The 23,758-nt window shown below is 54.0% G+C and carries 21 protein-coding genes and 1 pseudogene; 13 read left to right on the top strand and 9 right to left on the bottom strand.

What is annotated here, in order from left to right:
• Positions 1-163: 163 nt before the first annotated feature.
• The 3 genes from FDW97_RS09130 to iadA are packed head-to-tail and all read left to right on the top strand — an operon-like array spanning position 164 to position 2,461.
• Positions 164-823, top strand: coding sequence for a nucleoside recognition domain-containing protein (locus tag FDW97_RS09130; RefSeq protein WP_085049255.1), 660 nt, complete (start codon positions 164-166; stop codon positions 821-823).
• A gap of 1 nt (position 824) precedes the next feature.
• Positions 825-1,286, top strand: a complete 462-nt coding sequence (locus tag FDW97_RS09125; RefSeq protein ID WP_003037948.1) for a YjiG family protein — start codon at positions 825-827, stop codon at positions 1,284-1,286.
• A gap of 11 nt (positions 1,287-1,297) precedes the next feature.
• Positions 1,298-2,461 carry a beta-aspartyl-peptidase gene (gene iadA, locus FDW97_RS09120; protein ID WP_137350935.1) on the top strand — a complete coding sequence of 388 codons (1,164 nt, stop codon included), beginning with the start codon at positions 1,298-1,300 and terminating at the stop codon, positions 2,459-2,461.
• Here the strand turns inward: iadA and FDW97_RS23795 are convergent.
• The 3 genes and pseudogenes from FDW97_RS23795 to FDW97_RS09110 all read right to left on the bottom strand — a co-directional run.
• Positions 2,392-2,550 (bottom strand): annotated as a pseudogene (locus tag FDW97_RS23795) (hypothetical protein); the annotation flags it as partial. The gene iadA and the pseudogene FDW97_RS23795 sit on opposite strands and share 70 nt — an antisense overlap.
• Positions 2,551-2,571: 21 nt before the next feature.
• Complete coding sequence (gene bcp, locus FDW97_RS09115; protein ID WP_038642568.1) at positions 2,572-3,042, bottom strand: thioredoxin-dependent thiol peroxidase; 471 nt, start codon at positions 3,040-3,042, stop codon at positions 2,572-2,574.
• Positions 3,042-3,614 (bottom strand): glycine cleavage system transcriptional repressor, encoded by a 573-nt coding sequence (locus FDW97_RS09110; protein WP_038642566.1) that lies wholly within the window; start codon positions 3,612-3,614, stop codon positions 3,042-3,044. The genes bcp and FDW97_RS09110 overlap by 1 nt, the downstream gene beginning before the upstream one ends.
• Before the next feature lie 145 nt (positions 3,615-3,759).
• On the opposite strand from FDW97_RS09110, the gene dapA reads away from it, so the two are divergent.
• From dapA to ypfH, 6 genes are all read left to right on the top strand, one after another.
• Positions 3,760-4,638 (top strand): 4-hydroxy-tetrahydrodipicolinate synthase, encoded by an 879-nt coding sequence (gene dapA / locus FDW97_RS09105; protein WP_006683510.1) that lies wholly within the window; start codon positions 3,760-3,762, stop codon positions 4,636-4,638.
• Between the two features lie 16 nt (positions 4,639-4,654).
• The gene (gene bamC, locus FDW97_RS09100) at positions 4,655-5,689 is read left to right on the top strand and encodes an outer membrane protein assembly factor BamC (RefSeq protein ID WP_038642564.1); all 1,035 of its coding nucleotides are present in this window, start codon (positions 4,655-4,657) and stop codon (positions 5,687-5,689) included.
• A 111-nt stretch (positions 5,690-5,800) separates the two neighbouring features.
• Positions 5,801-6,514 carry a phosphoribosylaminoimidazolesuccinocarboxamide synthase gene (purC, locus tag FDW97_RS09095; RefSeq protein WP_003835086.1) on the top strand — a complete coding sequence of 238 codons (714 nt, stop codon included), beginning with the start codon at positions 5,801-5,803 and terminating at the stop codon, positions 6,512-6,514.
• Between the two features lie 128 nt (positions 6,515-6,642).
• A complete protein-coding gene (locus FDW97_RS09090; protein ID WP_085049253.1) occupies positions 6,643-7,506 on the top strand; it encodes a neutral zinc metallopeptidase in 864 nt (287 codons plus the stop codon).
• Positions 7,507-7,521: 15 nt separating this feature from the next.
• The gene (locus FDW97_RS09085; RefSeq protein WP_137350934.1) at positions 7,522-9,537 is read left to right on the top strand and encodes a tRNA(Met) cytidine acetyltransferase TmcA; all 2,016 of its coding nucleotides are present in this window, start codon (positions 7,522-7,524) and stop codon (positions 9,535-9,537) included.
• A 73-nt stretch (positions 9,538-9,610) separates the two neighbouring features.
• On the top strand, positions 9,611-10,309 hold the full coding sequence (gene ypfH / locus FDW97_RS09080; RefSeq protein WP_069324473.1) for an esterase: 699 nt from the start codon (positions 9,611-9,613) through the stop codon (positions 10,307-10,309).
• A 103-nt stretch (positions 10,310-10,412) separates the two neighbouring features.
• Here ypfH and FDW97_RS09075 read toward each other — a convergent pair whose 3' ends face one another.
• Genes FDW97_RS09075 through FDW97_RS09065 form a run of 3 tightly spaced genes read right to left on the bottom strand, consistent with a single transcriptional unit; the run spans position 10,413 to position 12,122 of the window.
• Positions 10,413-10,607, bottom strand: coding sequence for a YpfN family protein (locus tag FDW97_RS09075; RefSeq protein WP_137350968.1), 195 nt, complete (start codon positions 10,605-10,607; stop codon positions 10,413-10,415).
• A gap of 27 nt (positions 10,608-10,634) precedes the next feature.
• Positions 10,635-11,762, bottom strand: a complete 1,128-nt coding sequence (gene dapE, locus FDW97_RS09070) for a succinyl-diaminopimelate desuccinylase (RefSeq protein WP_038642554.1) — start codon at positions 11,760-11,762, stop codon at positions 10,635-10,637.
• A 3-nt stretch (positions 11,763-11,765) separates the two neighbouring features.
• Positions 11,766-12,122 (bottom strand): ArsC family reductase, encoded by a 357-nt coding sequence (locus FDW97_RS09065; RefSeq protein ID WP_069324475.1) that lies wholly within the window; start codon positions 12,120-12,122, stop codon positions 11,766-11,768.
• Between the two features lie 387 nt (positions 12,123-12,509).
• Here FDW97_RS09065 and ypfM point away from each other — a divergent pair, with 387 nt between their 5' ends.
• Positions 12,510-12,569: a protein YpfM gene (gene ypfM / locus FDW97_RS09060; protein WP_001386977.1), complete on the top strand. Its 60-nt coding sequence runs from the start codon at positions 12,510-12,512 to the stop codon at positions 12,567-12,569.
• Between the two features lie 75 nt (positions 12,570-12,644).
• Here the strand turns inward: ypfM and acrD are convergent, their stop codons facing one another.
• The gene (acrD, locus tag FDW97_RS09055; protein WP_137350933.1) at positions 12,645-15,758 is read right to left on the bottom strand and encodes a multidrug efflux RND transporter permease AcrD; all 3,114 of its coding nucleotides are present in this window, start codon (positions 15,756-15,758) and stop codon (positions 12,645-12,647) included.
• Positions 15,759-15,942: 184 nt separating this feature from the next.
• Positions 15,943-17,640 (bottom strand): nitrate/nitrite two-component system sensor histidine kinase NarQ, encoded by a 1,698-nt coding sequence (gene narQ, locus FDW97_RS09050; protein ID WP_137350932.1) that lies wholly within the window; start codon positions 17,638-17,640, stop codon positions 15,943-15,945.
• Between the two features lie 263 nt (positions 17,641-17,903).
• Between narQ and aegA the strand changes: the two genes are divergently transcribed.
• The 3 genes from aegA to FDW97_RS09035 all read left to right on the top strand — a co-directional run bounded on the left by aegA (position 17,904) and on the right by FDW97_RS09035 (position 21,693).
• Positions 17,904-19,883, top strand: coding sequence for a formate-dependent uric acid utilization protein AegA (aegA, locus tag FDW97_RS09045; protein ID WP_085049249.1), 1,980 nt, complete (start codon positions 17,904-17,906; stop codon positions 19,881-19,883).
• A 67-nt stretch (positions 19,884-19,950) separates the two neighbouring features.
• Complete coding sequence (nudK, locus tag FDW97_RS09040; protein WP_006683526.1) at positions 19,951-20,526, top strand: GDP-mannose pyrophosphatase NudK; 576 nt, start codon at positions 19,951-19,953, stop codon at positions 20,524-20,526.
• 123 nt (positions 20,527-20,649) lie between these two features.
• The gene (locus FDW97_RS09035; RefSeq protein ID WP_038642544.1) at positions 20,650-21,693 is read left to right on the top strand and encodes a DUF1176 domain-containing protein; all 1,044 of its coding nucleotides are present in this window, start codon (positions 20,650-20,652) and stop codon (positions 21,691-21,693) included.
• On the opposite strand, the gene tkt is transcribed toward FDW97_RS09035, so the two are convergent.
• Complete coding sequence (tkt, locus tag FDW97_RS09030; protein ID WP_137350931.1) at positions 21,683-23,677, bottom strand: transketolase; 1,995 nt, start codon at positions 23,675-23,677, stop codon at positions 21,683-21,685. The genes FDW97_RS09035 and tkt overlap by 11 nt on opposite strands.
• Positions 23,678-23,758: the final 81 nt, after the last annotated feature.

Below are 23,758 nucleotides of genomic sequence, written 5' to 3'. Positions count from 1 at the left end.
GCAAACTCCGGCGATGCAATGTCGCCGGAGCTGAACTTGTCTGACCTCTATCCACACTTTCTGAATAATCTCCTCTGGTGTCGTTTTTCTCCGCGTTTGTCTTTAACTTGACCCGCGTGATGTCTTTTCGTCACGCAAGGAATAAGACCAACAGGAGAACAACATGGGTCACAACACACACACGCAGCAAAAGGTGGGATGGGGCGGTTATCTCGCTTTTTTTATTACAATTATTCTTTTTTCCGGCATGTTTGCGAAAAGTACCGAATGGTGGCGGGTATTTGACTTCACCGTTCTTAACGGTGCGTTTGGGAAGGTTAATGCGGCAGGCGATACGGCCATCTCTTTTCGCGGCACGGGTGGCATGGGCGCTAAAGATGGCTTTTTATTCGCACTGGAGCTGGCGCCTTCCGTCATTCTTTCTCTGGGGATTATCTCCGTCACCGAAGGGTTAGGTGGATTGCGCGCCGCACAACAGTTAATGACGCCAGTCCTGCGCCCGTTGCTCGGAATTCCAGGTGTTTGTTCGCTGGCGCTGATCGCGAATTTGCAAAATACCGATGCCGCAGCCGGGATGACGAAAGAAATGGCTGAAGAGGGCATTATCACTGAACAGGAACGTGCCGTTTTTGCCTGCTGGCAAACCAGCGGCAGCGCCTGTATTACCAACTATTTTTCCTCAGGGGCCGCGCTGTTTACGATGGTTACCGTTCCGGTGATTACGCCGCTGGCGGTGATCCTCGTGTTCAAATTTGTGGGGGCTAACCTGCTGCGCTTATGGATTGCGCAGTTGGAAAATCGCCGTACGCAGCAGGAGGCCTGAGATGACAACGCAGGTACGTAAAAACGTCATGGATATGTTTATCGATGGCGCACGGCGCGGGTTTACCATAGCAACAACCAGCCTGTTACCGAACGTGGTGATGGCGTTTGTGATTATCCAGGCGCTGAAAGTAACGGGGCTGCTCGAGATTGTCGGGCGGGTATGTGAGCCCGTGATGGCGTTATGGGGGCTGCCGGGCGAATCTGCCACCGTCCTGCTGGCGGCGGTCATGAGTATGGGAGGCGGCGTCGGTGTTTGCGCCAGCCTGGTTGTTGCCGGTACGCTTTCGGGACATGATGCCACGGTATTATTACCCGCTATCTACCTGATGGGTAATCCGGTGCAAAATGTGGGACGTTGTTTGGGGACTGCGGGGGTCCATCCTCGTTACTATCCGCTTATTATTGCGGTGTGCGTCATTAATGCACTGCTCTCTATTTGGGTCATGCAGGTTATTGCCTGACAAGGAAGGTTATGAACTGTTCAATTCTTAATTTGACATTGTTCCAGCAGGGACATGTGTACGCGCCGGAAGATTTAGGGCGACAGGATATACTGGTATCCGGCAGCAAAATTGTTGCCATCGCGCCGTCGATTTCCCCTGAAGACTTTCCCGGCTGCGAGTGCGTCAATCTGGACGGCGCGATTGTGTGCCCGGGGTTTATCGATCAGCACGTCCATTTGATTGGCGGTGGCGGTGAAGCGGGGCCGCACACCCGCACGCCGGAAGTGCGTTTGTCACGACTGGTTGAAGCTGGCGTCACTTCGGTGGTGGGATTGCTGGGCACAGATGGTATTACCCGTCATCCGGAGTCGCTGCTGGCGAAAACCCGCGCGCTGGAGTTTGAAGGTATCAGCGCCTGGATGCTGACCGGAGCGTATTCTCTGCCTTCCCCGACTATCACCGGCAGCATCGATCGCGACGTGGCGCTGATCGATAAAGTGATTGGCGTGAAGTGTGCGATTTCGGACCATCGTTCTTCAGCACCAGATACCCAGGCACTGGCGAACATGGCGGCGCAGTCGCGCATCGGTGGATTGTTAGGGCGCAAACCGGGGATCAGCGTTTTCCATATGGGCGACAGCCCGCGCATGCTGGAACCGTTATATCAGATCCTTGAAAACTGCGACGTGCCGATAACTAAACTGTTGCCGACTCACGTTAATCGTGCGGAACCCCTGTTCCAGGCGGCACTGGAGTATGCCCGCAAAGGCGGTTTTATCGATATTACCAGCAGCATTGATGAGCCTGTTGATCCGGCCACGGCTATTGCCACGGCGCTGCGCCAAAATGTGCCGCTGTCGCGCATTACCCTGAGCTCGGACGGCAACGGCAGCCAACCGGAATTTGATGAGTCAGGTAATCTCACCGGGATTGGCGTCGCGGGGTTTGAATCACTGGCGGAAACGGTGCGCCAGTTGGTGAAGGTTCATGCTATACCGCTGGAACAGGCGCTGTGTCCGCTGACGCGTACGGTGGCAGAGTTTTTAGGGCTGGAGCATAAAGGGCGTCTGGCTGTGGGATGCGATGCGGATATTCTGGTGCTGAACGACGCGCTGGAGGTGAATCACCTGTGGGCGAAGGGAAAAGCGGTAGTCAGAGAGAAAAAAGCCTGCGTCAAAGGGACGTTTGAATAACCGAGGTTGATGCCGGATGGCGGCGTAAACGCCTTATCCGGCCTACAAAGTGTGCAAATTGTAGGCCTGATAAGCAAAGCGCCATCAGGCTTTTTTCAGAAAAACGTGAATCAGGCGTTCTCTTTCAGCCAGTTCATTACCACGTCGTGGTGATTGCTGGTTTTGAAGTTATCAAACACATGCTCAATTTTCCCTTCAGCATCAATCAGGAAGCTGATGCGGTGGATGCCATCGTAGGTTTTGCCCATAAATGACTTCTCACCCCAGACGCCGAACTGCTCGCAAACCTGATGATCTTCGTCGGACAAGAGCGTGAAGTTAAGAACTTCTTTCTCCGCGAATCGGGAAAGTTTTTCCGGTTTATCGGTGCTGATTCCCAGCACTTCAACACCTGCTTTTTTTAACTCATCCATGTTATCGCGCAGGCCGCAGGCCTGTACGGTACAGCCGGGTGTCATGGCTTTCGGGTAAAAATAAACCAGAACACGCTGTCCCTGGAAGTCGGTTAAATTTACTTGTTCTCCGTCTTGATCCGGCAAGCTAAATTTCGGTGCGATATCACCGGCTTTCAGTGGGTTCATTACTTAACTCCATCCTGTTCATCATGCTGTGAGTAATTGACGACGTTAATACTGCCTTGCGCATTGAGTTCTGTACAGAGTGCTTTAAACGCATCTTCAATATTTGCCGCGTCATGTGACGCAGGACTATGTGCGGTAATTTGAATAAACAGCTGCGCCGTCTTTCCATTCTCAGCCGGTTGCGTGCGTGAAACCAGTTCCGCAATATTCATTTGGTGGCTATCAAACAGGGCGGTAAAGCGTTCAATCAAATGTGGAGAATCGGGGACATCGACCTGCACCCATACCGTGGCGGGCATTGCTGGGCGGGGACGCGCAGTCGTGCGCTTCATGACAATCAATAAATCCAGCTCAGCGCCTTTCAACGGCAAGGTTGATTCAATCAGGGTGATGGCATTCCAGGTGCCTGACAGCAGCATGATAAATGTGAATTCGTCACCCAGCATCGCCAGTCGGCTGTCTTCGATATTACAGCCGCAACTGCTGACATGACGCGTGATGGTGTTCACAATTCCTGGGCGGTCGGCACCCAGCGCAGTAATGACCAGATAGTGTTGCGATGACGATGTCAAACCTGTTCTTCCTTTGAGCGGTGAGGTAATCATAAGGAAAGCATAAAAAAAACATGCATACAACAATCAGAACGGCTCTGGTCGCTTGCTTTTATTGTCGTACCAAACGTACCATTGAGACACTTGTTTGCACAGAGGATGGCCCATGTTCACGGGAAGTATTGTCGCGCTTGTTACGCCGATGGATGAGAAAGGTAAAGTCTGCCGGTCGAGCCTGAAAAAACTGATTGATTATCATGTCGCCAGCGGCACCTCGGCGATCGTTTCGGTTGGCACCACCGGTGAGTCTGCCACCCTGAGTCATGATGAACATGGCGATGTGGTGATGATGACGCTGGAGCTGGCCGACGGGCGTATTCCGGTAATTGCCGGAACGGGCGCCAATGCGACCGCAGAAGCCATTAGTCTGACGCAGCGTTTCAACGATAGCGGTGTTGTCGGCTGCCTGACGGTGACGCCGTATTACAACCGCCCAACCCAGGAAGGTTTGTTCCAGCATTTCAAAGCCATCGCTGAACATACTGACCTGCCGCAAATTCTGTATAATGTGCCGTCCCGTACTGGCTGCGATATGCTGCCAGAAACCGTTGGCCGTCTGGCGAAAGTAAAAAATATTATCGCTATTAAAGAGGCCACGGGGAACTTAAGTCGCGTTCACCAGATCAAAGAGCTGGTTTCAGACGACTTCATTCTGCTCAGCGGTGATGACGCGACCGGACTGGATTTTATGCAGCTCGGTGGTCATGGCGTGATTTCCGTAACGTCTAACGTTGCGGCGCGTGACATGGCCGAAATGTGCAAACTGGCGGCTGCAGGGCATTTTGCCGAGGCGCGGGTAATTAACCAGCGTCTGATGCCGTTACACAACAAACTTTTTGTCGAACCCAATCCTATCCCAGTGAAATGGGCATGTAAGGAGTTGGGACTTGTGGCGACCGATACGCTGCGTCTGCCGATGACGCCAATCACGGACAATGCTCGTGAAATCGTCAAGGCGGCGCTTAAGCATGCCGGTTTGCTGTAAAGTTTAGGGAGATTTGATGGCTTACTCAGTACAAAAGTCGCGCCTGGCCAAGGTTGCGGGTGTTTCGCTTGTTATGTTGCTCGCGGCCTGTAGTTCTGACTCGCGCTATAAGCGCCAGGTGAGCGGTGATGAATCCTATCTGGAGGCCGCACCGCTTGCTGAGCTTCATGCGCCAGCTGGGATGATTCTGCCGGTTATGTCAGGTGATTATAATATCCCGGTAACCAACGGTAGCGGTGCCGTGGGTAAAGCGCTGGATATTCGCCCACCGGCCCAGCCGTTAGCGTTAGTCACTGGCGCTCGTACCCAGATCGCAGGTGATACGTCGACATTACTGGTGGAAAATGGTCGTGGCAACACGCTGTGGCCACAGGTCGTTAGCGTCATTCAGTCTAAAAACTACACGATCGCTAAGCGTGATGATGCCAGCCAGACGTTGACCACCGACTGGGTTGACTGGAACCGTCTGGATGAAGACGAGCAGTACCGTGGACGTTATCAAATCTCGGTTAAACCGCAGGGCTATCAGCAAGCGGTAACGGTGAAACTGACTAACCTCGAGCAGGCGGGTAAACCTGTAGCCGATGCGGCATCTATGCAGCGTTACAGCGCTGAGATGATGAACGTCATCTCTGCTGGTCTGGATAAGAACGCCACAGATGCTGCGAATGCCGCGCAGAACCGCTCTGCAGCAACCATGGATGTTCAGAGCGCCGCCGACGACACTGGTTTACCAATGCTGGTGGTGCGTGGGCCGTTCAACGTGGTGTGGCAGCGTCTGCCGGCAGCGCTTGAGAAAGTGGGCATGAAAGTGACCGACAGCACCCGTTCTCAGGGCAGCATCGCCGTGACCTACAAACCACTGTCTGATAGCAGCTGGCAGGAACTGGGCGCAAGCGATCCAGGTTTAGTGTCTGGCGACTATAAACTGCAGGTCGGTGATTTAGATAACCGCAGTAGTATGCAGTTTATCGATCCGAAGGGGCATACCCTGACGCAAAGCCAGAACGACGCGCTGGTCGCCGTCTTCCAGGCAGCGTTCAGTAAGTAAAAATGAAGGGCTGGATAACTCCAGCCCTTTTTTTCTGATATGATACGCAAACGTGTGCGTCGGCAGAAAAACGCAATATTTATCGTTAATTCACACCCAGGAGTAATAAAGATGCAAAAGCAAGCTGAGTTGTATCGTGGTAAAGCGAAGACCGTATACAGCACGGAAAACCCGGACCTGTTGGTGCTCGAATTCCGCAATGATACGTCAGCAGGGGATGGCGCGCGCATTGAACAGTTTGACCGTAAAGGCATGGTGAATAATAAGTTCAACCATTTCATTATGACTAAACTGCAAGAAGCGGGCATTCCTACCCAGATGGAGCGACTGCTTTCCGATACCGAATGTCTGGTGAAAAAACTGGAGATGGTACCGGTTGAATGTGTGGTGCGTAACCGCGCGGCGGGCTCACTGGTTAAGCGTTTAGGCGTTGAGGAAGGTATTGAACTGAATCCGCCGCTGTTTGATCTGTTCCTGAAAAACGATGCTATGCACGATCCAATGATTAACGATTCCTATTGCGAAACTTTTGGTTGGGTGAGCAAAGAGAATCTGGCGCGTATGAAAGAGCTGACCTACAAAGCTAACGACGTGCTGAAAAAGATGTTCGATGATGCGGGCCTGATTCTGGTCGATTTCAAACTTGAGTTTGGCTTGTATAAAGGTGAAGTGGTGCTGGGTGATGAATTCTCACCGGACGGTAGCCGTCTGTGGGACAAAGAAACGCTGGATAAAATGGACAAAGATCGCTTCCGCCAGAGCCTGGGCGGTCTGATCGAAGCCTATGAAGCCGTCGCGCATCGCCTGGGTGTCAAGTTAGACTAATTCCCCTTTGAGCCGGCGATCGCTCACCGGCTCATCAATCTCGCCGATTTTGATTACTGTTTCTTATGGTAATCCTGTTCCGAACCGCCTACGATCATCATCATAATGAATAAAAAGTTGAGGTGATTATGCGCTGGCAAGGGCGTCGTGAAAGTGACAATGTAGAAGACAGACGAAACAGCTCTGGCGGCCCTTCTATGGGCGGGCCTGGTTTTCGTTTGCCCAGTGGTAAAGGCGGCATCATCCTGCTGATAGTGGTGCTGGTCGCAGGTTATTATGGCGTGGATCTCACCGGATTAATGACCGGTCAACCCGTTTCCCAACAGCAATCATCACACTCCATCAGCCCAAATGATGATGAAGCGGCAAAATTTACCTCGGTGATTCTGGCCACCACGGAGGATACCTGGGGACAGCAGTTTGAAAAAATGGGCCGGACCTATCAACAGCCGAAGCTGGTGATGTATCGGGGCGCTACGCGTACCGGATGCGGCGCAGGCCAGTCCGTGATGGGCCCGTTTTACTGCCCGGCGGATGGCACCGTGTACATCGACCTCTCCTTCTACGACGATATGAAAAACAAGCTGGGCGCCGATGGTGATTTTGCTCAGGGCTATGTTATCGCCCATGAAGTGGGCCACCACGTGCAGAAACTGCTGGGTATTGAACCGAAAGTTCGTCAGATGCAACAGAATGCCTCACAGGCTGAAGTGAACCGTCTTTCCGTGCGTATGGAACTGCAGGCGGATTGCTTTGCCGGCGTCTGGGGCCATAGTATGCAGCAGCAGGGCGTGCTGGAGTCCGGCGATCTGGAAGAGGCGCTGAACGCCGCGCAAGCTATCGGTGACGATCGCCTGCAGCAGCAAGGACAAGGCCGCGTTGTACCGGACAGTTTTACCCACGGAACTTCTGAACAGCGCTTTACCTGGTTCAAACGCGGCTTTGACAGTGGCGATCCGGGGCAGTGCAATACTTTTGGAAAAGGCATTTAAGAGACAGAGGCAGGGATGTCTGATAACACGGCGCTGAGGGCGTTAACTGAACAGATGACCCGCGAAGGCATCCGCCGTCTGCTGGTTATCAGCGGCGAGGATAGCTGGCGTCAGGCGCAAGCATTAGCGCTACGCAACGCGTTACCCGGTGACTGGCTATGGGTAGGGGCGCAAGCCCCTGCTGAGCCGAACTGTACGCCGCAGGCGCTGCAAACATTACTAGGGCGTGAATTCCATCATGCGGTTTTTGACGCCGGGCAGGGATTTGACGCTGCGGCGTTTGCCGCCTTAAGCGGCACGCTGATCGCCGGCAGCTGGCTGGTGTTGCTGACTCCCCCCTGGCATAGCTGGCACACGCATCCTGACGCGGATTCACTGCGCTGGAGTGACTGCGCTGACCCGATTCCAACGCCGCATTTTGTTGAACACGTCAAACGGGTCATTTCCCGTGATGGACAGGCGTTGCACTGGCAGCAGCATCAGCCTGCTACATATCCCCACTTTGCTGCTCGCGCCGACTGGCACGCGGCAACCGGTGAACCTCAGCCTGAACAGGCGCTGATTTTATCGCAGTTACTGACTATGCCTTCTGGCGTGGTTGCCGTGACGGCCGCGCGTGGTCGGGGAAAATCCGCGCTGGCGGGGCAACTGATTGCACGTATCAACGGGACTGCAATTGTTACCGCGCCTGCCAAAGCGGCAACCGATGTGCTGGCGCAATTTGCCGCAGAACGTTACCGCTTTATGGCCCCGGACGCGTTGTTAAGCAGTTCTGCAACCGCAGACTGGCTTATCGTTGATGAAGCCGCCGCAATCCCCGCGCCGCTACTGCATCAGTTAGTCGCGCGTTTTCCCCGCACGCTATTAACCACCACCGTTCAGGGCTATGAGGGAACCGGCAGAGGCTTCTTGTTGAAGTTCTGCGCCCGCTTTCCCCATCTTCGACGTTTTGAGTTACAACAGCCCGTACGCTGGGCGCTGGGATGTCCGCTGGAGAAAATCGTCAGCGATGCGCTGCTGTTTGACGACGAAACGTTTACGCATGCCCCGTCGGGCGATCTCCATTTCAGTGCATTTGAACAACAATCCTGGTATGACAACCCGGCGCTGCCGGTAGCGGTATATCAACTGCTTTCCGGGGCGCACTATCGCACTTCGCCACTGGATCTGCGGCGAATGATGGACGCGCCTGGCCAGCATTTCCTTCAGGCATCGTGTGCAGACTCGGTGGCGGGAGCCGTCTGGTTGGTGGATGAAGGGGGACTGTCTGCGGAATTAAGCCAGGCCGTTTGGGCAGGATATCGCCGACCACGAGGAAATCTGGTTGCACAGTCACTGGCGGCGCACGGCGGTGATCCGTTGGCGGCAACGCTCATTGGACGGCGGGTAAGCCGAATTGCGGTTCATCCTGCTCGCCAGCGAGAAGGTATCGGGCAGCAGTTGATTATGCAGGCCCGGCGTTACTCCACGCAATGTGACTATCTGTCCGTCAGTTTTGGGTATACGGTCGAACTCTGGCGTTTCTGGCAGCGCTGTGGTTTTGTTCTGGTGCGAATGGGCAATCACCGCGAAGCCAGCAGCGGGTGCTATACCGCCATGGCGTTACTGCCTATTAGCGAAGCGGGAAAACGCCTCGCCGGGCGCGAACACCTGCGTCTGCGGCGCGATGCGGAGATACTTACGCAGTGGAACGGTGAGGGCATTCCGCTGGACCCGTTGAAAGAGTCTACGCTTAATGAGCATGACTGGAATGATCTGGCGGGATTTGCCTTCGCCCATCGGCCATTACTGACGTCGCTTGGCTGTCTGACTCGTCTGCTTCAGCATAGCGAGTTACCTCTCCCGGCCTTGCGGGGCCGCTTACAGGCTAAACGCAGCGATGTCGAATTGTGCCAGCAGTTGAAGATCCCCGGGCGTAAAGCACTGCTGGTCGTTCAGCGGGCCGAGGCGGCGCAGGCGCTGAAACAGTTGGATGCTGAACGTATACAGCGGCTACAAAATCGCATTATGCAATGGCAAAATTTTCACTAACTTCTTCAATTTACTGACATGGTCATTGCGGTTAAGCGGCGTAGAATGATTCTCATCAGTTAAGGAGATCGCCATGAAACATGACCATTTTGTTGTTCAAAGTCCTGATAAACCCGCTCAACAGCTACTGCTGCTGTTTCATGGCGTCGGCGATAACCCGGTTGCCATGGGCGAAATCGGCTCCTGGTTTGCACCGCTGTTTCCGGATGCGCTCATCGTCAGCATTGGCGGGGCTGAGCCTTATGGTTCTCCTTCCGGACGTCAGTGGTTTTCGGTTCAGGGCGTAACGGAGGAGAACCGGCAGGCGCGTGTTGACGCCATTATGCCGGTCTTTATTGAAACCGTGCGCTACTGGCAAAAACACAGCGGCGTTTCACCTCAGGCTACCGCGCTGATTGGTTTTTCTCAGGGGGCGATTATGTCGCTTGAGAGTATTAAAGCCGAGCCGGGGCTGGCATCGCGGGTCATCGCCTTCAATGGTCGCTACGCCACCTTACCAGAGGTTGCAACCACGGCTACGACGGTACATTTGATTCACGGCGGTGAAGACCGGGTGATTGAGTTATCTCACGCCGTTGCTGCGCAGGAAGCGTTAATTCGCGCCGGTGGAGATGTGACGCTGGATATCGTCGAAAATCTGGGGCACGCCATTGATGAACACAGCATGCAGTTTGCGCTCGATCATCTGCGTTTTACCGTACCGAAACACTACTTTGATGAAGCGCTGAGCGGTGGTAAGCCTCACGATGATGATGTGATTGAGATGATCTGATTGATCACAGTAGGCCGGACAAAACGCGAAGCGTTGCCATCCGGCACTTAATACCCGGTAGCGCTAATGCTTACCGGGCCTACGGGATTTATCGGCCTGGAAATTATTTCTTCGGTTGATCCTTGTTTGGCCAATCGTCGTCCCACTTATCGTTAAAGTCACGATGCGGGGGAAGCTCCGGCTTATTGGCGAGATATTTCTTAGGGTCGACACGCTTGAGATCTTTAATCACGTTCAGCAATACGCCTACCAGAAACACCAACACTAAAATCCACCAGTATTTTGCCAGCCAGTCCATGCTCATTTCCTCTTACAGGAACACTCATCAGGCGACGAGTTGCTCCATGATACGTTGATACATACGGGCCAGCAGTTGCAGGTCGGCGGCATTAACGCATTCATTAATTTTATGAATGGTCGCATTGACCGGCCCAAGCTCTACTACCTGTGCCCCCATGCGGGCAATAAAACGCCCGTCGGATGTCCCGCCTGTAGTCAGTAACTGCGGTTTAATTTCATTATAGTGCTCAATGGCGTTCACTACTGCATCCACCAGTTTACCGCGTGCGGTCAGGAACGGCTGACCGGAGAGCCACCAGTCGACGGTATAACGCAATTGGTGTTTATCCAGCAGTTCCAGCACCCTGGCTTTAATCATTTCATCGGTTAATTCGGTGCTGAAACGGAAGTTGAACTGAATAAAGAGCTCACCCGGGATAACATTGTTGCTGCCGGTTCCTGCCTGAATATTGGCAATCTGCATGCTGGTCGCCGGGAAGAACTCGTTACCCTGATCCCACTCGATCGCCACCAGTTCATTGAGCATAGGCGCTGCGCGGTGTACCGGGTTATCAGCCAGATGCGGGTAGGCTACGTGCCCCTGCACGCCGTGAATGGTCAGGTTGCAGGTCAGTGAACCACGACGACCATTTTTCACCACGTCGCCAACGATTTCCGTGCTGGACGGCTCGCCAACCAGACAATAATCGAGGCGTTCGTTCCGCGCCATGAGCGCTTCAACCACCTTCACGGTGCCATTTTTGGCGCTGGCCTCTTCGTCAGAGGTTATCAGGAATGCCAGGCGGCCCTGATGATTAGGATGTTGGGCGACAAAGCGTTCTGCGGCCACGACCATCGCCGCCAGTGAACCTTTCATATCGGCAGCGCCACGCCCAAACAACATGCCATCGCGAATGGTCGGTTCAAACGGCGGATTAATCCAGCGATCGACATCGCCGGCAGGCACTACGTCAGTGTGACCGGCAAATGCCAGGGTCTCACCTTTACCGCGCCATGCCCAAAAATTCTGCGTGTCACCAAAATCCATTCGCTCAACGGTAAAACCTACCGCGCGCAGGCGTTCAATCATTAACGCCTGGCACCCGGCATCATCCGGGCTCAGAGAAGGACGGCGAATAAGCTGCTGAGTCAGCTCAATAACCGGGCACGACATAGATTACACCTCATTAAAAAACTGCGTATAACTGGAATCACTGAAACCAAGCAGCATAGGCTTACCCGGCGCGCAGAGCAATGGGCGTTTGATAATTGCAGGCATTTCAATCATCAACGCGGCGGCGGCGTCCGCAGTAGTGATTTGGCTACGCGTGGCTTCATCCAGTTTCCGCCAGGTGGTTCCACGCGTATTGAGCAGCGGCTCCCAACCTAATTCGCTGATAAAGGACTGTAATAGCGTGTTGTCCAGGCCGTCGACGCGATAATCATGGAAGCGGTAGTCGATCCCTCGTTCTTCTAACCAGCGTCTGGCTTTTTTAATCGTATCGCAATTCTTAATGCCGTAGAGAGTAATCATCTGAATCCTTATTGATGGAATTTGAATATTTATGCCTATGTTTTGTGAACATGAATAATACATATTGTCATTCAGGCGTTATAGAGAAATATAACATTGTTGAACAAGGGTGAATAATGATTCCTGAAAGTTCCAAAACTATCGTATAAATGAAAATCAGAATTTGCCTGTTTGCATCAGCCTGTTTTTCCATCAGAATTGTCAAAGTAGTAGATGATGTATGAATATTTCAAAATGTTGCAGTAAGTCACATAAAATTTATGGGTTTAGCGCATAGTGATCACATATACCCAAACACGGGAGGATGTAATCACAACCATCGGTTAAATGATCTTCTTTTGATGATGATGATTTCGTAGAATGCTCATAATAATAAGAGAGGTTGTTATGATTGAACGTGAACTGGGGAACTGGAAAGACTTTATCGAAGTCATGCTTCGTAAATAATTTTCTGGAAGAAATTCATATCCTGCAAAGGATAAAAAAAGGCGACTCAACGTAAGTCGCCTTTTTTGTGTCCGATTATTCTGGGCGTGGCTTCAATGGGAAGCGTCGACGGACCAGCACAAAGAACAGGGGAACGAAGTAAATTGCCAGGATTGTGGCTGAAATCATCCCGCCCATTACACCGGTCCCCACCGCATGTTGACCGCCGGAACCTGCGCCATTGCTGATGGCCATCGGCAACACCCCAAAGATGAACGCCAGCGACGTCATCAGAATCGGGCGTAAGCGCTGGCGACAGGCATGCAGCGTGGCATCAAGCAGATCGTGTCCTTTCTCGTTCATCTCATTGGCGAATTCAACAATCAATATCGCGTTCTTCGCTGAGAGTCCGATAACGGTTAATAACCCGACCTGGAAATACACATCGTTTTCCAGACCGCGCATCCAGGTGGCCAGCAGCGCGCCGATAACCCCCAGCGGCACGACCAGCATGACGGAGAAGGGCACCGACCAGCTCTCGTACAGCGCCGCCAGACACAGGAACACCACCAGCAGAGAGATGGCGTACAGGGCGGGGGCCTGAGAACCCGACAGTCGTTCCTGATAAGACATCGCCGTCCATTCCAGGCCAAATCCGGTCGGCAATTGGCGGACCAGCGACTCCATCACGTCCATCGCCGTACCGGTACTGACGCCGGGCGCGGCTTCACCGACAATCTCGACGGCAGAATAGCCGTTATAACGCTCCAGGCGCGGTGAGCCGGTTTCCCAACGCGAGGTGGCAAAGGCCGAGAAAGGCACCATGCCGCCGCTATTATTGCGGACGTACCACAGGTTGATATCGTCCGGGAGCATGCGGTATTTTGCCGCCGCCTGGACGTAGACTTTCTTCACGCGGCCGCGGTCCATAAAGTCGTTAACGTAGCTGGAGCCCCAGGCCGTTTGCAATGTGTCGTTGATGTCGTCAATGGACACGCCCAGCGCCTGGGCTTTGCGCTGATCGATATCAATTTGCAATTGTGGACTGTCGTCGAGTCCGTTATGACGAACGCGGGTGAGGGACGCGTCTTTCCCGGCCAGCTCAATCAGCTTGTCGCGTGCGGCCATTAACGCGTCATGGCCCGCGCCGGCGTGATCCTGCAGTTCCATATCAAAACCAGCCGAACTTCCGAGGCCGCTAATGGCTGGAGGGCTGCTGGCGAAGACGCGAGCCTCTTTAATCTTATTAAACGCTTTGGTCGCGCGTTCGATGATGGCGAAGGAGGTCCCGGTGATGGTGTCACGCTCATCCCAGTCTTTTAAACGCACGAACATACGCGCCACGTTTTGTCCGTTCCCGCCGGGGCCGGATCCTACCGTGGAAAAGACCGACATGATGTTGTCTTTTTCGTGGGTGAAGTAATACTTCTCTACTTCCTCTACCACTTTCAACGTTTGTTGTTGGGTGGAGCCGCTGGGGAGCTGTATCGAGGTGGTAAACATTCCGCGGTCTTCCAGCGGCAGGAAGGAAGTCGGCAGACGCAGGAACAGGAAGACCATACCGCCGAGCAGCAGAACGTAGATCAGGATCCAGCGCAGGCTGCGATGCAGGATCCGGGCAACGCCTTTTTCGTAGCGTTCGGCATTGCGGTTAAACATGCGGTTAAACCAACCGAAGAAACCGGTCTGCCCGTGTTGTTCGCCTTTATGCAGCGGTTTAAGCAGCGTGGCGCACAGCGCAGGGGTGAGGATCATCGCCACCAGAACGGACAGCACCATCGCGGAAACAATGGTAATCGAGAACTGGCGATAAATAGCCCCGGTAGTGCCGCCGAAGAAGGCCATTGGGATAAACACCGCCGACAGTACCATGGCGATACCGACCAGCGCGCCCTGGATTTGTCCCATCGATTTTCGCGTGGCTTCACGCGGTGAGAGGCCCTCCTCACTCATAATACGCTCGACGTTTTCCACTACCACAATGGCGTCATCCACCAGCAGGCCGATCGCCAGCACCATCGCAAACATGGTTAACGTGTTCACGCTATAGCCAAAGGCGTAGAGCACGGAGAAGGTACCCATCAGCACGACGGGAACGGCGATAGTGGGAATCAGCGTGGCGCGGAAATTTTGCAGGAACAGGTACATGACCAAAAATACCAGCGCGATCGCTTCCAGCAGCGTTTTTACCACGTCGATAATTGAGGCTTTTACGAAGGAGGTGGTTTCATACGCTACCTTATATTCCAGCCCGTGCGGAAAATATTGCGACAGCTCGTTCAGGCGGTTAATAACCAGCGTTGCCGTTGCCATTTCATTGGCGCCGGAGGCCAGCTTCACGCCCAGACCGGAGGCGGGATTACCGTTAAAGCGGCTGAGATAATCATACTTTTCAGCCCCCATTTCGACCGTCGCCACGTCGCCCAGTTTAACTTCCGAACCATCCTGGTTAACGCGCAGAGTAATATCGCGGAATTGATCCGGAGTCTGCAGCAGCGACTGGGCATTAATCGTCGCATTCAGCGCCTGTTTGTCCACTGAAGGCGTGCCGCCAAGTTGCCCGACGGCAATCTGCGCATTCTGTGACTCGATAGCGTCGGTCACATCTTTGGCGGTCATCTGGAAGCTGTTAAGTTTGGCCGGGTCGAGCCAGATACGCATGGAGTATTGTGAACCGTAGGCGTCGATATCCCCCACGCCGTTTATACGACTGAGCGGGTCCTGAATATTACTCGCCACATAATCGGCGATGTCCTGCTTATCCATGGAGCCATCGGTAGAGACGAAGGCGATGGTCAGAATATTGGTATCCCCGGTTTTGCGTACCGTGACCCCTTGATCCTGTACCGCCTGCGGCAGCTTACGCATTGCCGATTGCAGTTGGTTTTGCACCTGCTGTACGGCTTCATCAGGATCGGTCCCGGCGACAAAACTCAGCGTAACCGTCGCCTGGCCTGTCCCGCTGCTCTGTGATGACATATACATCAGATTATCGAGACCGGTCATATTCTGCTCGATGACCTGGGTCACGGTGTTTTCCAGCGTTTGTGCAGATGCACCAGGATAGTTGGCGGTTACCCGCACGTTGGGCGGGGCCAGATCGGGATATTGCTCAACGGGTAGCGAAAAAATAGCCAGGGCTCCTGTCAGACACAACAGGATAGCTAACACCCAGGCAAAAATGGGGCGATCGATGAAAAAATTCGCCATTAAAAGGGGACCTCGTGTTTCTGCGTATCGTTATGGGTATGACTTGCTTCACTTTAGCGGCAAGGTACGGGGCAAACGTGGAGAAAAAAAGAAGATAATGTAAATTATCATGCCCGTTTACAGCATACCTTTTGTGCCAGCGCCGTCAGACCTGGATCCAGACCCGACGGCGCTTTGCGGTTCTTTACGTTAGCTTACTGTCGGATTCAGCCGAACGAAAACTGATGCTTACCAGCGTTCCCCCGCCGGAGGGCTGCGAGAACGTCAGCGTACCGCTCAGTCTTTCCGCTCGTTCACGCATAATATTTAATCCATAGTGCCCGGTGGGCTCATGCGGTTCGCCAATGCCGATGCCGTTATCGCGAATATAAACCGTATGATTGCCATCCGGCGCGGTGACGCAACTGACGGCAATTTCGGTTGCGTTAGCATGCTTAATTGCGTTCAGCACTGCTTCACGAACAATCTGCAGCAGATGCACCTGCATTTGCGCATCCAGCGCCAGCGTAGGCAACCGGCAATCGAGCACCAGTTTAGCTGAGGTCTGATTTTGCAGCGTTTCCAGCATTTCATGCAGGGCGGAGGGTAAATCGGCCTGCTGTAAGGTCAGACGGAAGGTGGTCAGCAGCTCGCGCAGTTGACGATAGGCATCATTCAGCGCCTGAGAGAAATCCGCCATAATACTTTGCGCCGGAGCGTTATCCTCTGGAATCGAGCGCTTCAGCAGCGTGAGCTGAATGCGTAGATAAGAGAGCACCTGCGCCAGCGAGTCGTGCAGTTCACGTGCAATGGTCGCGCGCTCTTCCATTAACAACAGCTGCTGAAAATGTTTTTGCGCCTGGTTGAAGTACAACCCGCGTCCCAGCATAGAAGATACGCTGTTGAGCAGCGGGGTCGAGGCATTGACGTTTGGACTTTGCCAGTGCAGTTCGCCGTAGACGGTTTCCTGCATCGTGACCGGCAGGATTTGCATTGGCAGCTCGGGGCTTTTGCTCCCTTCACTAATCCGCCAGTTATCACCGACGGTAAGCTCCAGGAAATACGCGGCGTCATGTTCGCGGACAATCTGTAAAATATGGCGGAAGCAGTACACATCAATCTGACTGGTATTGAGCGCCTGAGAGCACTGATACAGCACCTCCAGACGGCGATTGGCTTCGTGGAGATCGTGGGTTTTCTCTGCGACCGAGGCTTCCAGTGAACGGTACAGCTTGTGTAATTCACTCGACATCTGGCTAAAGGTCTTGCCCAGCAGCCCCAGTTCGTTGGGTAAACCGGTATCCAGCGGTGGGATATCAAACTGACCGTGCTCAATATGCTGGCTGGCCATTACCAGCTTATTTAGCGGCCGCACCACCTGCTGGCGAATGCGCCGCAGGGTAAAGAAGACGAGCGTGAATATGCCAATCCCGCCTGCCAGCGAAATACCAAAAACCAGCATCACTTTGCGTTCGGCGTAATGTTGCAACGCCAGCACGAAGAGATCGATTTGATCGACATAGTTATTAATATTGACCTGGTACCATTTTAAATCGCCATCGATCAGACGGGCGTTCATTTCCAGCCAGTTTGCATGCAGTCGTCCATAGCGACTTTTCACCGCTTGCGGTACATACCACGCATTCAGATTTTGTAATGCCGACGAGTTTAGCGCCTGCTGGAAAAGTTGGCGGTGGGCGTTGAGCTGCGGGCTTTGGCTTTGCAGATCGTAACCCAGACGGTAGCTTTGCATGCGCAATGAGCCAGCAACGTTGATGGCTTCAGCATCCCGCAAGCTGCTGGTCAGCGTGAGCAACGCAATACCCGTTGAGAGAATCGACAACAGCACGATGTAGAAAAAAGCCTTGGCCAGGCTGGCCGAGACCGGACGCTTTACCGTCACTTGTGCATCCTCACACAATACACGTCGCGCCTTGATACAGCCCGAACGATGCGGTGTATTTGATAAATGTTAATAAAACGCCATGAAACTGGATGGTAACTGAAACACAATTTCATATGCGATGAAATAAATTGATCTGCCACAGGTTCTGGATAAATAGTTGTGCTTCCTGGGCAAATGAACATTGCCGCTTCCTTCCGTGTCGGTTAATAACAACAGTCATATAAAGAATAAGGTTTTTGCAACCAAAAAAGAAGGAAGCCATGAATCGTTTTATTATGGTCAATAGCCAGCAGTGCCTGGGTTGCCATGCCTGTGAGGTCGCTTGCGTCATGGCCCACAATGGCGAGCAGCATGTCCTGAGCCCGCGGCATTTTCAGCCCCGAATTACCGTCATCAAACATCAGCAACAGCGCAGTGCGGTGACCTGCCACCACTGTGAAGATGCTCCCTGCGCCAGAAGTTGCCCAAACGGGGCAATCAGCCATGATAACGACAGCGTGCAGGTGAACCCGCAAAAGTGTATTGGCTGCAAATCGTGCGTCGTGGCCTGTCCCTTTGGCACGATGCAGATCGTACTCACTCCCGTGGCTAAAGGAAAGGTGAAAGCGACAGCGCATAAATGCGATTTGTGCCAGGGGCGTGAAGAAGGCCCCGCCTGCGTGGAAAACTGTCCGGCACAGGCGTTACAGCTGGTGACGGAAAACGCGCTTACCGGCCTGTCAAAAGCGCGCAGACTGCGTACAGCCAGTCTGGAGAGTCAGCCCTGGCACAGTAGCGCTACCGATTTTGTTCAGGATGCCATCACCAAACGTGAGCAAATGCAGGCGACGCCTGCGCGTGGTGAGCCAGATAAGCTGGCGATTGAAGCCCGAAAAACCAGCTTTGAAGAGATCTATCTGCCGTTTCGCACGGCGCAGGCGGAACGGGAAGCATCCCGCTGTCTGAAATGCGGCGACCACAGTATTTGCGAATGGACCTGCCCACTGCATAACCATATTCCGCAGTGGATAGAACTGGTCAAAGCCGGGAACATCGACGCGGCGGTTGAGCTTTCTCATCAGACCAACTGCCTGCCGGAAGTGACCGGGCGCGTGTGTCCCCAGGACCGGCTCTGCGAAGGGGCATGTACGGTGCGTAACGAGCATGGCGCGGTGACTATCGGTAATATTGAGCGTTATATTTCTGACCGGGCGCTGAGCAAAGGTTGGCGACCGGACTTAAGCCACGTACAGAAAGTGGATAGGCGCGTCGCGATTATCGGCGCGGGTCCGGCAGGCCTGGCCTGTGCGGATGTGTTAGCGCGAAACGGCGTTAGCGCCACCGTATACGATCGCCATCCTGAAATCGGCGGTTTGCTGACGTTTGGCATACCGGCCTTCAAGCTGGACAAAACGCTGCTGGCGCGTCGCCGTGAAATCTTCAGCGCCATGGGCATTCATTTCGAACTTAACTGTGAAGTGGGTAGGGATGTGGCGCTGGCGACGCTGCTGGAAGAGTACGATGCCGTATTTGTGGGCGTGGGGACCTATCGTTCCATGAAGGCGGACCTGCCGAATGAAGACGCACCGGGCGTTTATGATGCGCTGCCGTTCCTGATTGCCAACACCAAACAGGTGATGGGGCTGGATGAACTGCCTGAAGAACCGTTTATCGATACCGCCGGGCTGAACGTTGTGGTGCTGGGCGGAGGCGATACGGCGATGGACTGCGTGCGTACCGCGCTGCGTCACGGGGCAAGCCAGGTTACCTGCGCCTATCGTCGTGATGAAGCCAACATGCCGGGTTCGAAAAAAGAGGTGAAAAACGCGCGCGAAGAGGGGGCGAACTTTGAGTTTAACGTCCAGCCGGTTGAGCTGGTGTTGAATGCCGATGGACGAGTCAGCGGCGTGCGTTTCTTACGTACCCAGCTTGGCGAGCCGGACGCGAATGGGCGTCGACGCCCGGTGCCGATCGCCGGGAGTGAGTTTGTTATGCCCGCAGACGCGGTGATCATGGCGTTTGGTTTCCACCCGCACGGTATGCCGTGGCTGGAGGCGCATGGCGTTAAGGTCGATAACTGGGGACGCATTGCCGCCAACGTTGAGAGCGCGTACCGTTATCAAACCAGTAACCCGAAAATCTTTGCCGGCGGAGATGCGGTACGCGGTGCGGACCTGGTGGTCACGGCGATGGCTGAAGGGCGGCATGCTGCCCAAGGGATCGTCGACTGGCTGGGCGTAAAATCAGTCAAATCTCACTAGCCGAAGGTCAAGACAAACCCGGTTTCACGGCGTAGTATTATTTCTCACTTCTCGCCGTGGAGCCGGTATGTCGCAAAAAATTACCCTCATCAAAGATAAAGTCCTTTCTGATAACTACTTCATCCTGCGCAATATTACCTATGACCTGACCCGAAGTAACGGTGAGGTGATTCGTCACAAGCGCGAGGTTTACGATCGCGGCAACGGCGCCACAATTCTGCTGTATAACGCGGAGAAGAAAACCGTGGTGCTCATCCGTCAGTTCCGCGTCGCGACCTGGGTCAACGGTAACGAAGACGGCCAACTGATTGAAACCTGCGCCGGACTACTGGATAACGACGAACCAGAAGCGTGTATTCGTAAAGAGGCGATTGAAGAGACCGGCTATGAAGTGGGGGAAGTGCGTAAACTGTTCGAACTCTACATGTCGCCGGGCGGCGTGACGGAGCTGATCCATTTCTTTATCGCGCAATACAGCGACAGTCAGCGGGCAAATGCAGGCGGCGGTGTTGAAGATGAAGATATTGAGGTTCTGGAGTTGCCCTTCACGCAGGCGCTGGAAATGATTAAAACGGGTGAGATCCGTGACGGCAAAACGGTGCTGTTGTTGAACTACCTGCAGTCGTCGCACCTTATGGATTAACCCTGAGTATTAATATTTCTTTACAAATAGACGGCCAATCCGACGATTCTTATTGAGCCACATCAGTCGCGCAAGGAAGATACCGCTTAGGCTGTGTGTTTTAATTCCGGGGTTGTACCGTCCATGCGCTATCGCGTCATTTTCATTTTTCTGCTCGGGCTGATTCCCGTCCGTTTGCTGTGGGCCGCGCCCGCGCAGCAGGCGTTTTCTGACTGGCAGGTGACGTGTAATAACCAGAATTTTTGCGTGGCGCGCAATACCGGAGAACATCACGGCCTGGTCATGACCCTCAGCCGCAGCGCCGGGGCGCACACCGATGCGGTGTTGCGTATTGAACTGGGAGGGCTGGAGCCTTCCCATGCTAAAGAGAGCGAAATTGCGCCGCGCCTGTTGCTGGATGGCGCACCGCTTTCGCTTAGCGGTGAGCACTGGCGTATTACGCCCTGGCAACTGATGACCGATGATCCGGTCACTATTAGCGCATTTTTACAAACCGTACAGGACGCGAAGGCAATAACCCTGCAAAAAGGCGCGCAAAATCTTTCACTGATCGGATTAAAAGCCGCATTACTGTTTATCGACGCCCAGCAAAAACGCGTGGGGAGCGAAACCGCCTGGATCGAAAAAGGTGATGAGCCGCCGCTCAGCGTACCGCCAGCCCCGGCCCTGAAAGGTGTGGCTGTCATTAACCCAACGCCAACGCCCTTAACGCAACAAGAGCGCAGTGAGCTGCTCGATTATGGTAACTGGCGCATCAATGGTATTCGCTGCTCGATCGATCCACTGCGTCGCGAGATGCGCGTCACGGCCCTGACGGATGACAAAGCGCTACTGATGATCGGCTGTGAAGCCGGGGCGTATAACACCATCGATCTGGCGTGGATTGTTTCACGCGCAAAACCGTTAACCTCCAGTGCCGTCCGTTTGAGTCTGCCATTTAAAACGGATGCCGAAAGTCGGGATATGGAACTGACCAACGCCACGTTTGACGAGAAGTCGCGGGAACTGGTCACCCTCGCCAAAGGACGAGGGTTGGCTGATTGCGGTATCCAGACGCGCTGGCGCTACGACGGACAGCGGTTTCGCCTGGCGCGTTATGCCCAGGAACCAAGTTGCGATAACTGGCATGGGCCAGATGCCTGGCCCACATTGTGGATCACGCGTTAAGCACTTTATGCGCTTTGGCGACGATGTTATCTACCGTAAAGCCGAAGAACGGGAACAATTTATCTGCCGGAGCCGATTCTCCATAACCGGTCATGCCGACAATTGCCCCCTTTAGACCGACATATTTGTACCAGTAATCGGCAATGCCTGCTTCCACCGCCACCCGGGCGCTGACGTTTGCCGGTAAGACAGATTCCCGGTACGCATCATCCTGAGCGTCAAAAATATCGGTCGAGGGCAGAGAAACCACACGCACGTTACGACCCTCACCGGTCAGTTTTTCCGCCGCCAGCAGCGTAATTTCCATTTCTGAACCGGTAGCAATCAAAATAACATCCGGTTTACCGCCGCTGTCCTTCAGCACATATCCCCCGCGGGCAATCTGCTGCACCTGTTCAGGTGTACGCTCAACCTGCGCCAGATTTTGTCTGGAGAGGATTAGCGCCGTTGGCCCGTCATGGCGTTCGACCGCCAGCTTCCAGCCTACTGCCGCCTCAACCTGATCGCACGGTCGCCAGGTGCTGAAATTAGGCGTCAGACGCAGGCTGGCGAGCTGTTCGATGGCCTGGTGCGTAGGACCATCCTCCCCCAGACCAATCGAGTCGTGGGTATAAACCATGATTTGTCTGGCCTTCATCAACGCCGCCATGCGCGCGGCATTACGGGCATATTCGACAAACATCAGAAACGTGGCGGTGTACGGCACAAAGCCACCGTGATGGGCGATACCGTTGGCAATCGCGGTCATGCCAAACTCCCGCACGCCATAGTGGATGTAATTTCCGGCTGGATCCTCTTTAAGCGACGTAGATCCTTTCCAAATGGTCAGGTTGCTCGGCGCCAGATCCGCTGAGCCGCCAAGCAGTTCAGGCAGTATCGGCCCGTAGGCGTTCAGGGTATTTTGCGAGGCCTTACGGGTGGCGATTTTGGCCGGATTAGCCTGTAAGTCGGTAATGTACTTCTGGGTCGTCTCTTCCCACTGTTCCGGTAGCCCGCCGCTCATTCGACGGGTAAATTCAGCCGCCAGCTGCGGGTGTGCTTGTTGATACGCCGCGAATTTCTCGTTCCAGGCCTGTTGCGCTTTCTCACCTTTTTCCCGTGCATCCCACGCCCGGTAAATCTCTTTGGGGATCTCAAAAGCAGGATGGTGCCACCCCAGCTTCTGTCGGGTTAGCGCCACTTCTTCTTCGCCCAGCGCGGCGCCGTGCGCTTCTTCTTTCCCGGCTTTATTCGGTGAGCCAAAACCAATCACCGTGCGGCAGATAATCAGCGATGGCTTATCGGTAACAGCCTGCGCTTCCTGAATCGCTTTTTTCACCGCCTCAGGATCATGGCCGTCAATCTCATGCACCACATGCCAGTGATAGGCCTCAAAGCGTTTCGCGGTATCGTCGGTAAACCAGCCGTCGGTTTCGCCATCGATCGAGATACCGTTGTGATCGTAGAAGCCGATCAGTTTGCCCAGTCCCAGGGTTCCCGCCAGGGAACAAACCTCGTGGGAAATCCCCTCCATCAGGCAGCCGTCGCCCATAAACACCCAGGTATAGTGGTTAACAATCTCATGATTCGGCTGGTTAAATTGCGCCGCCAGCGTGCGTTCGGCAATCGCCAGGCCAACCGCGTTGGCTAAACCCTGACCCAGCGGGCCGGTGGTGGTTTCCACGCCCGGCGTGTAGCCGATTTCCGGGTGCCCTGGCGTCTTCGAATGCAGTTGGCGGAAGTTCTTCAACTCCTCTAACGGCAAATCGTAGCCGGAAAGATGCAGCAGACTGTAAAGCAGCATTGAAGCGTGACCATTGGACAGAATAAACCGGTCACGATCGTACCAGGTGGGATCGGTCGGGTTATGGCGGAGGAAATCATTCCACAGTACTTCGGCGATATCGGCCATTCCCATTGGTGCGCCGGGGTGGCCTGAGTTAGCTTTTTGTACGGCATCCATACTTAGCGCACGAATGGCATTGGCAAGCTCTTTACGGGTCATAGGAAATACTCCTTGAAAAGTAAAGCGTTAGATGCGTGTGTTAATTCACACTTTTGGGAAAATTGCGGGCTGCACACGCAA

It is taken from the genome of Citrobacter sp. wls708 (assembly GCF_005281255.1).
GTDB lineage: Bacteria > Pseudomonadota > Gammaproteobacteria > Enterobacterales > Enterobacteriaceae > Citrobacter > Citrobacter werkmanii.
The sequence above is the reverse complement of the archived record's forward strand: the minus strand, read 5'-3'. Positions and strand labels throughout refer to the sequence as shown.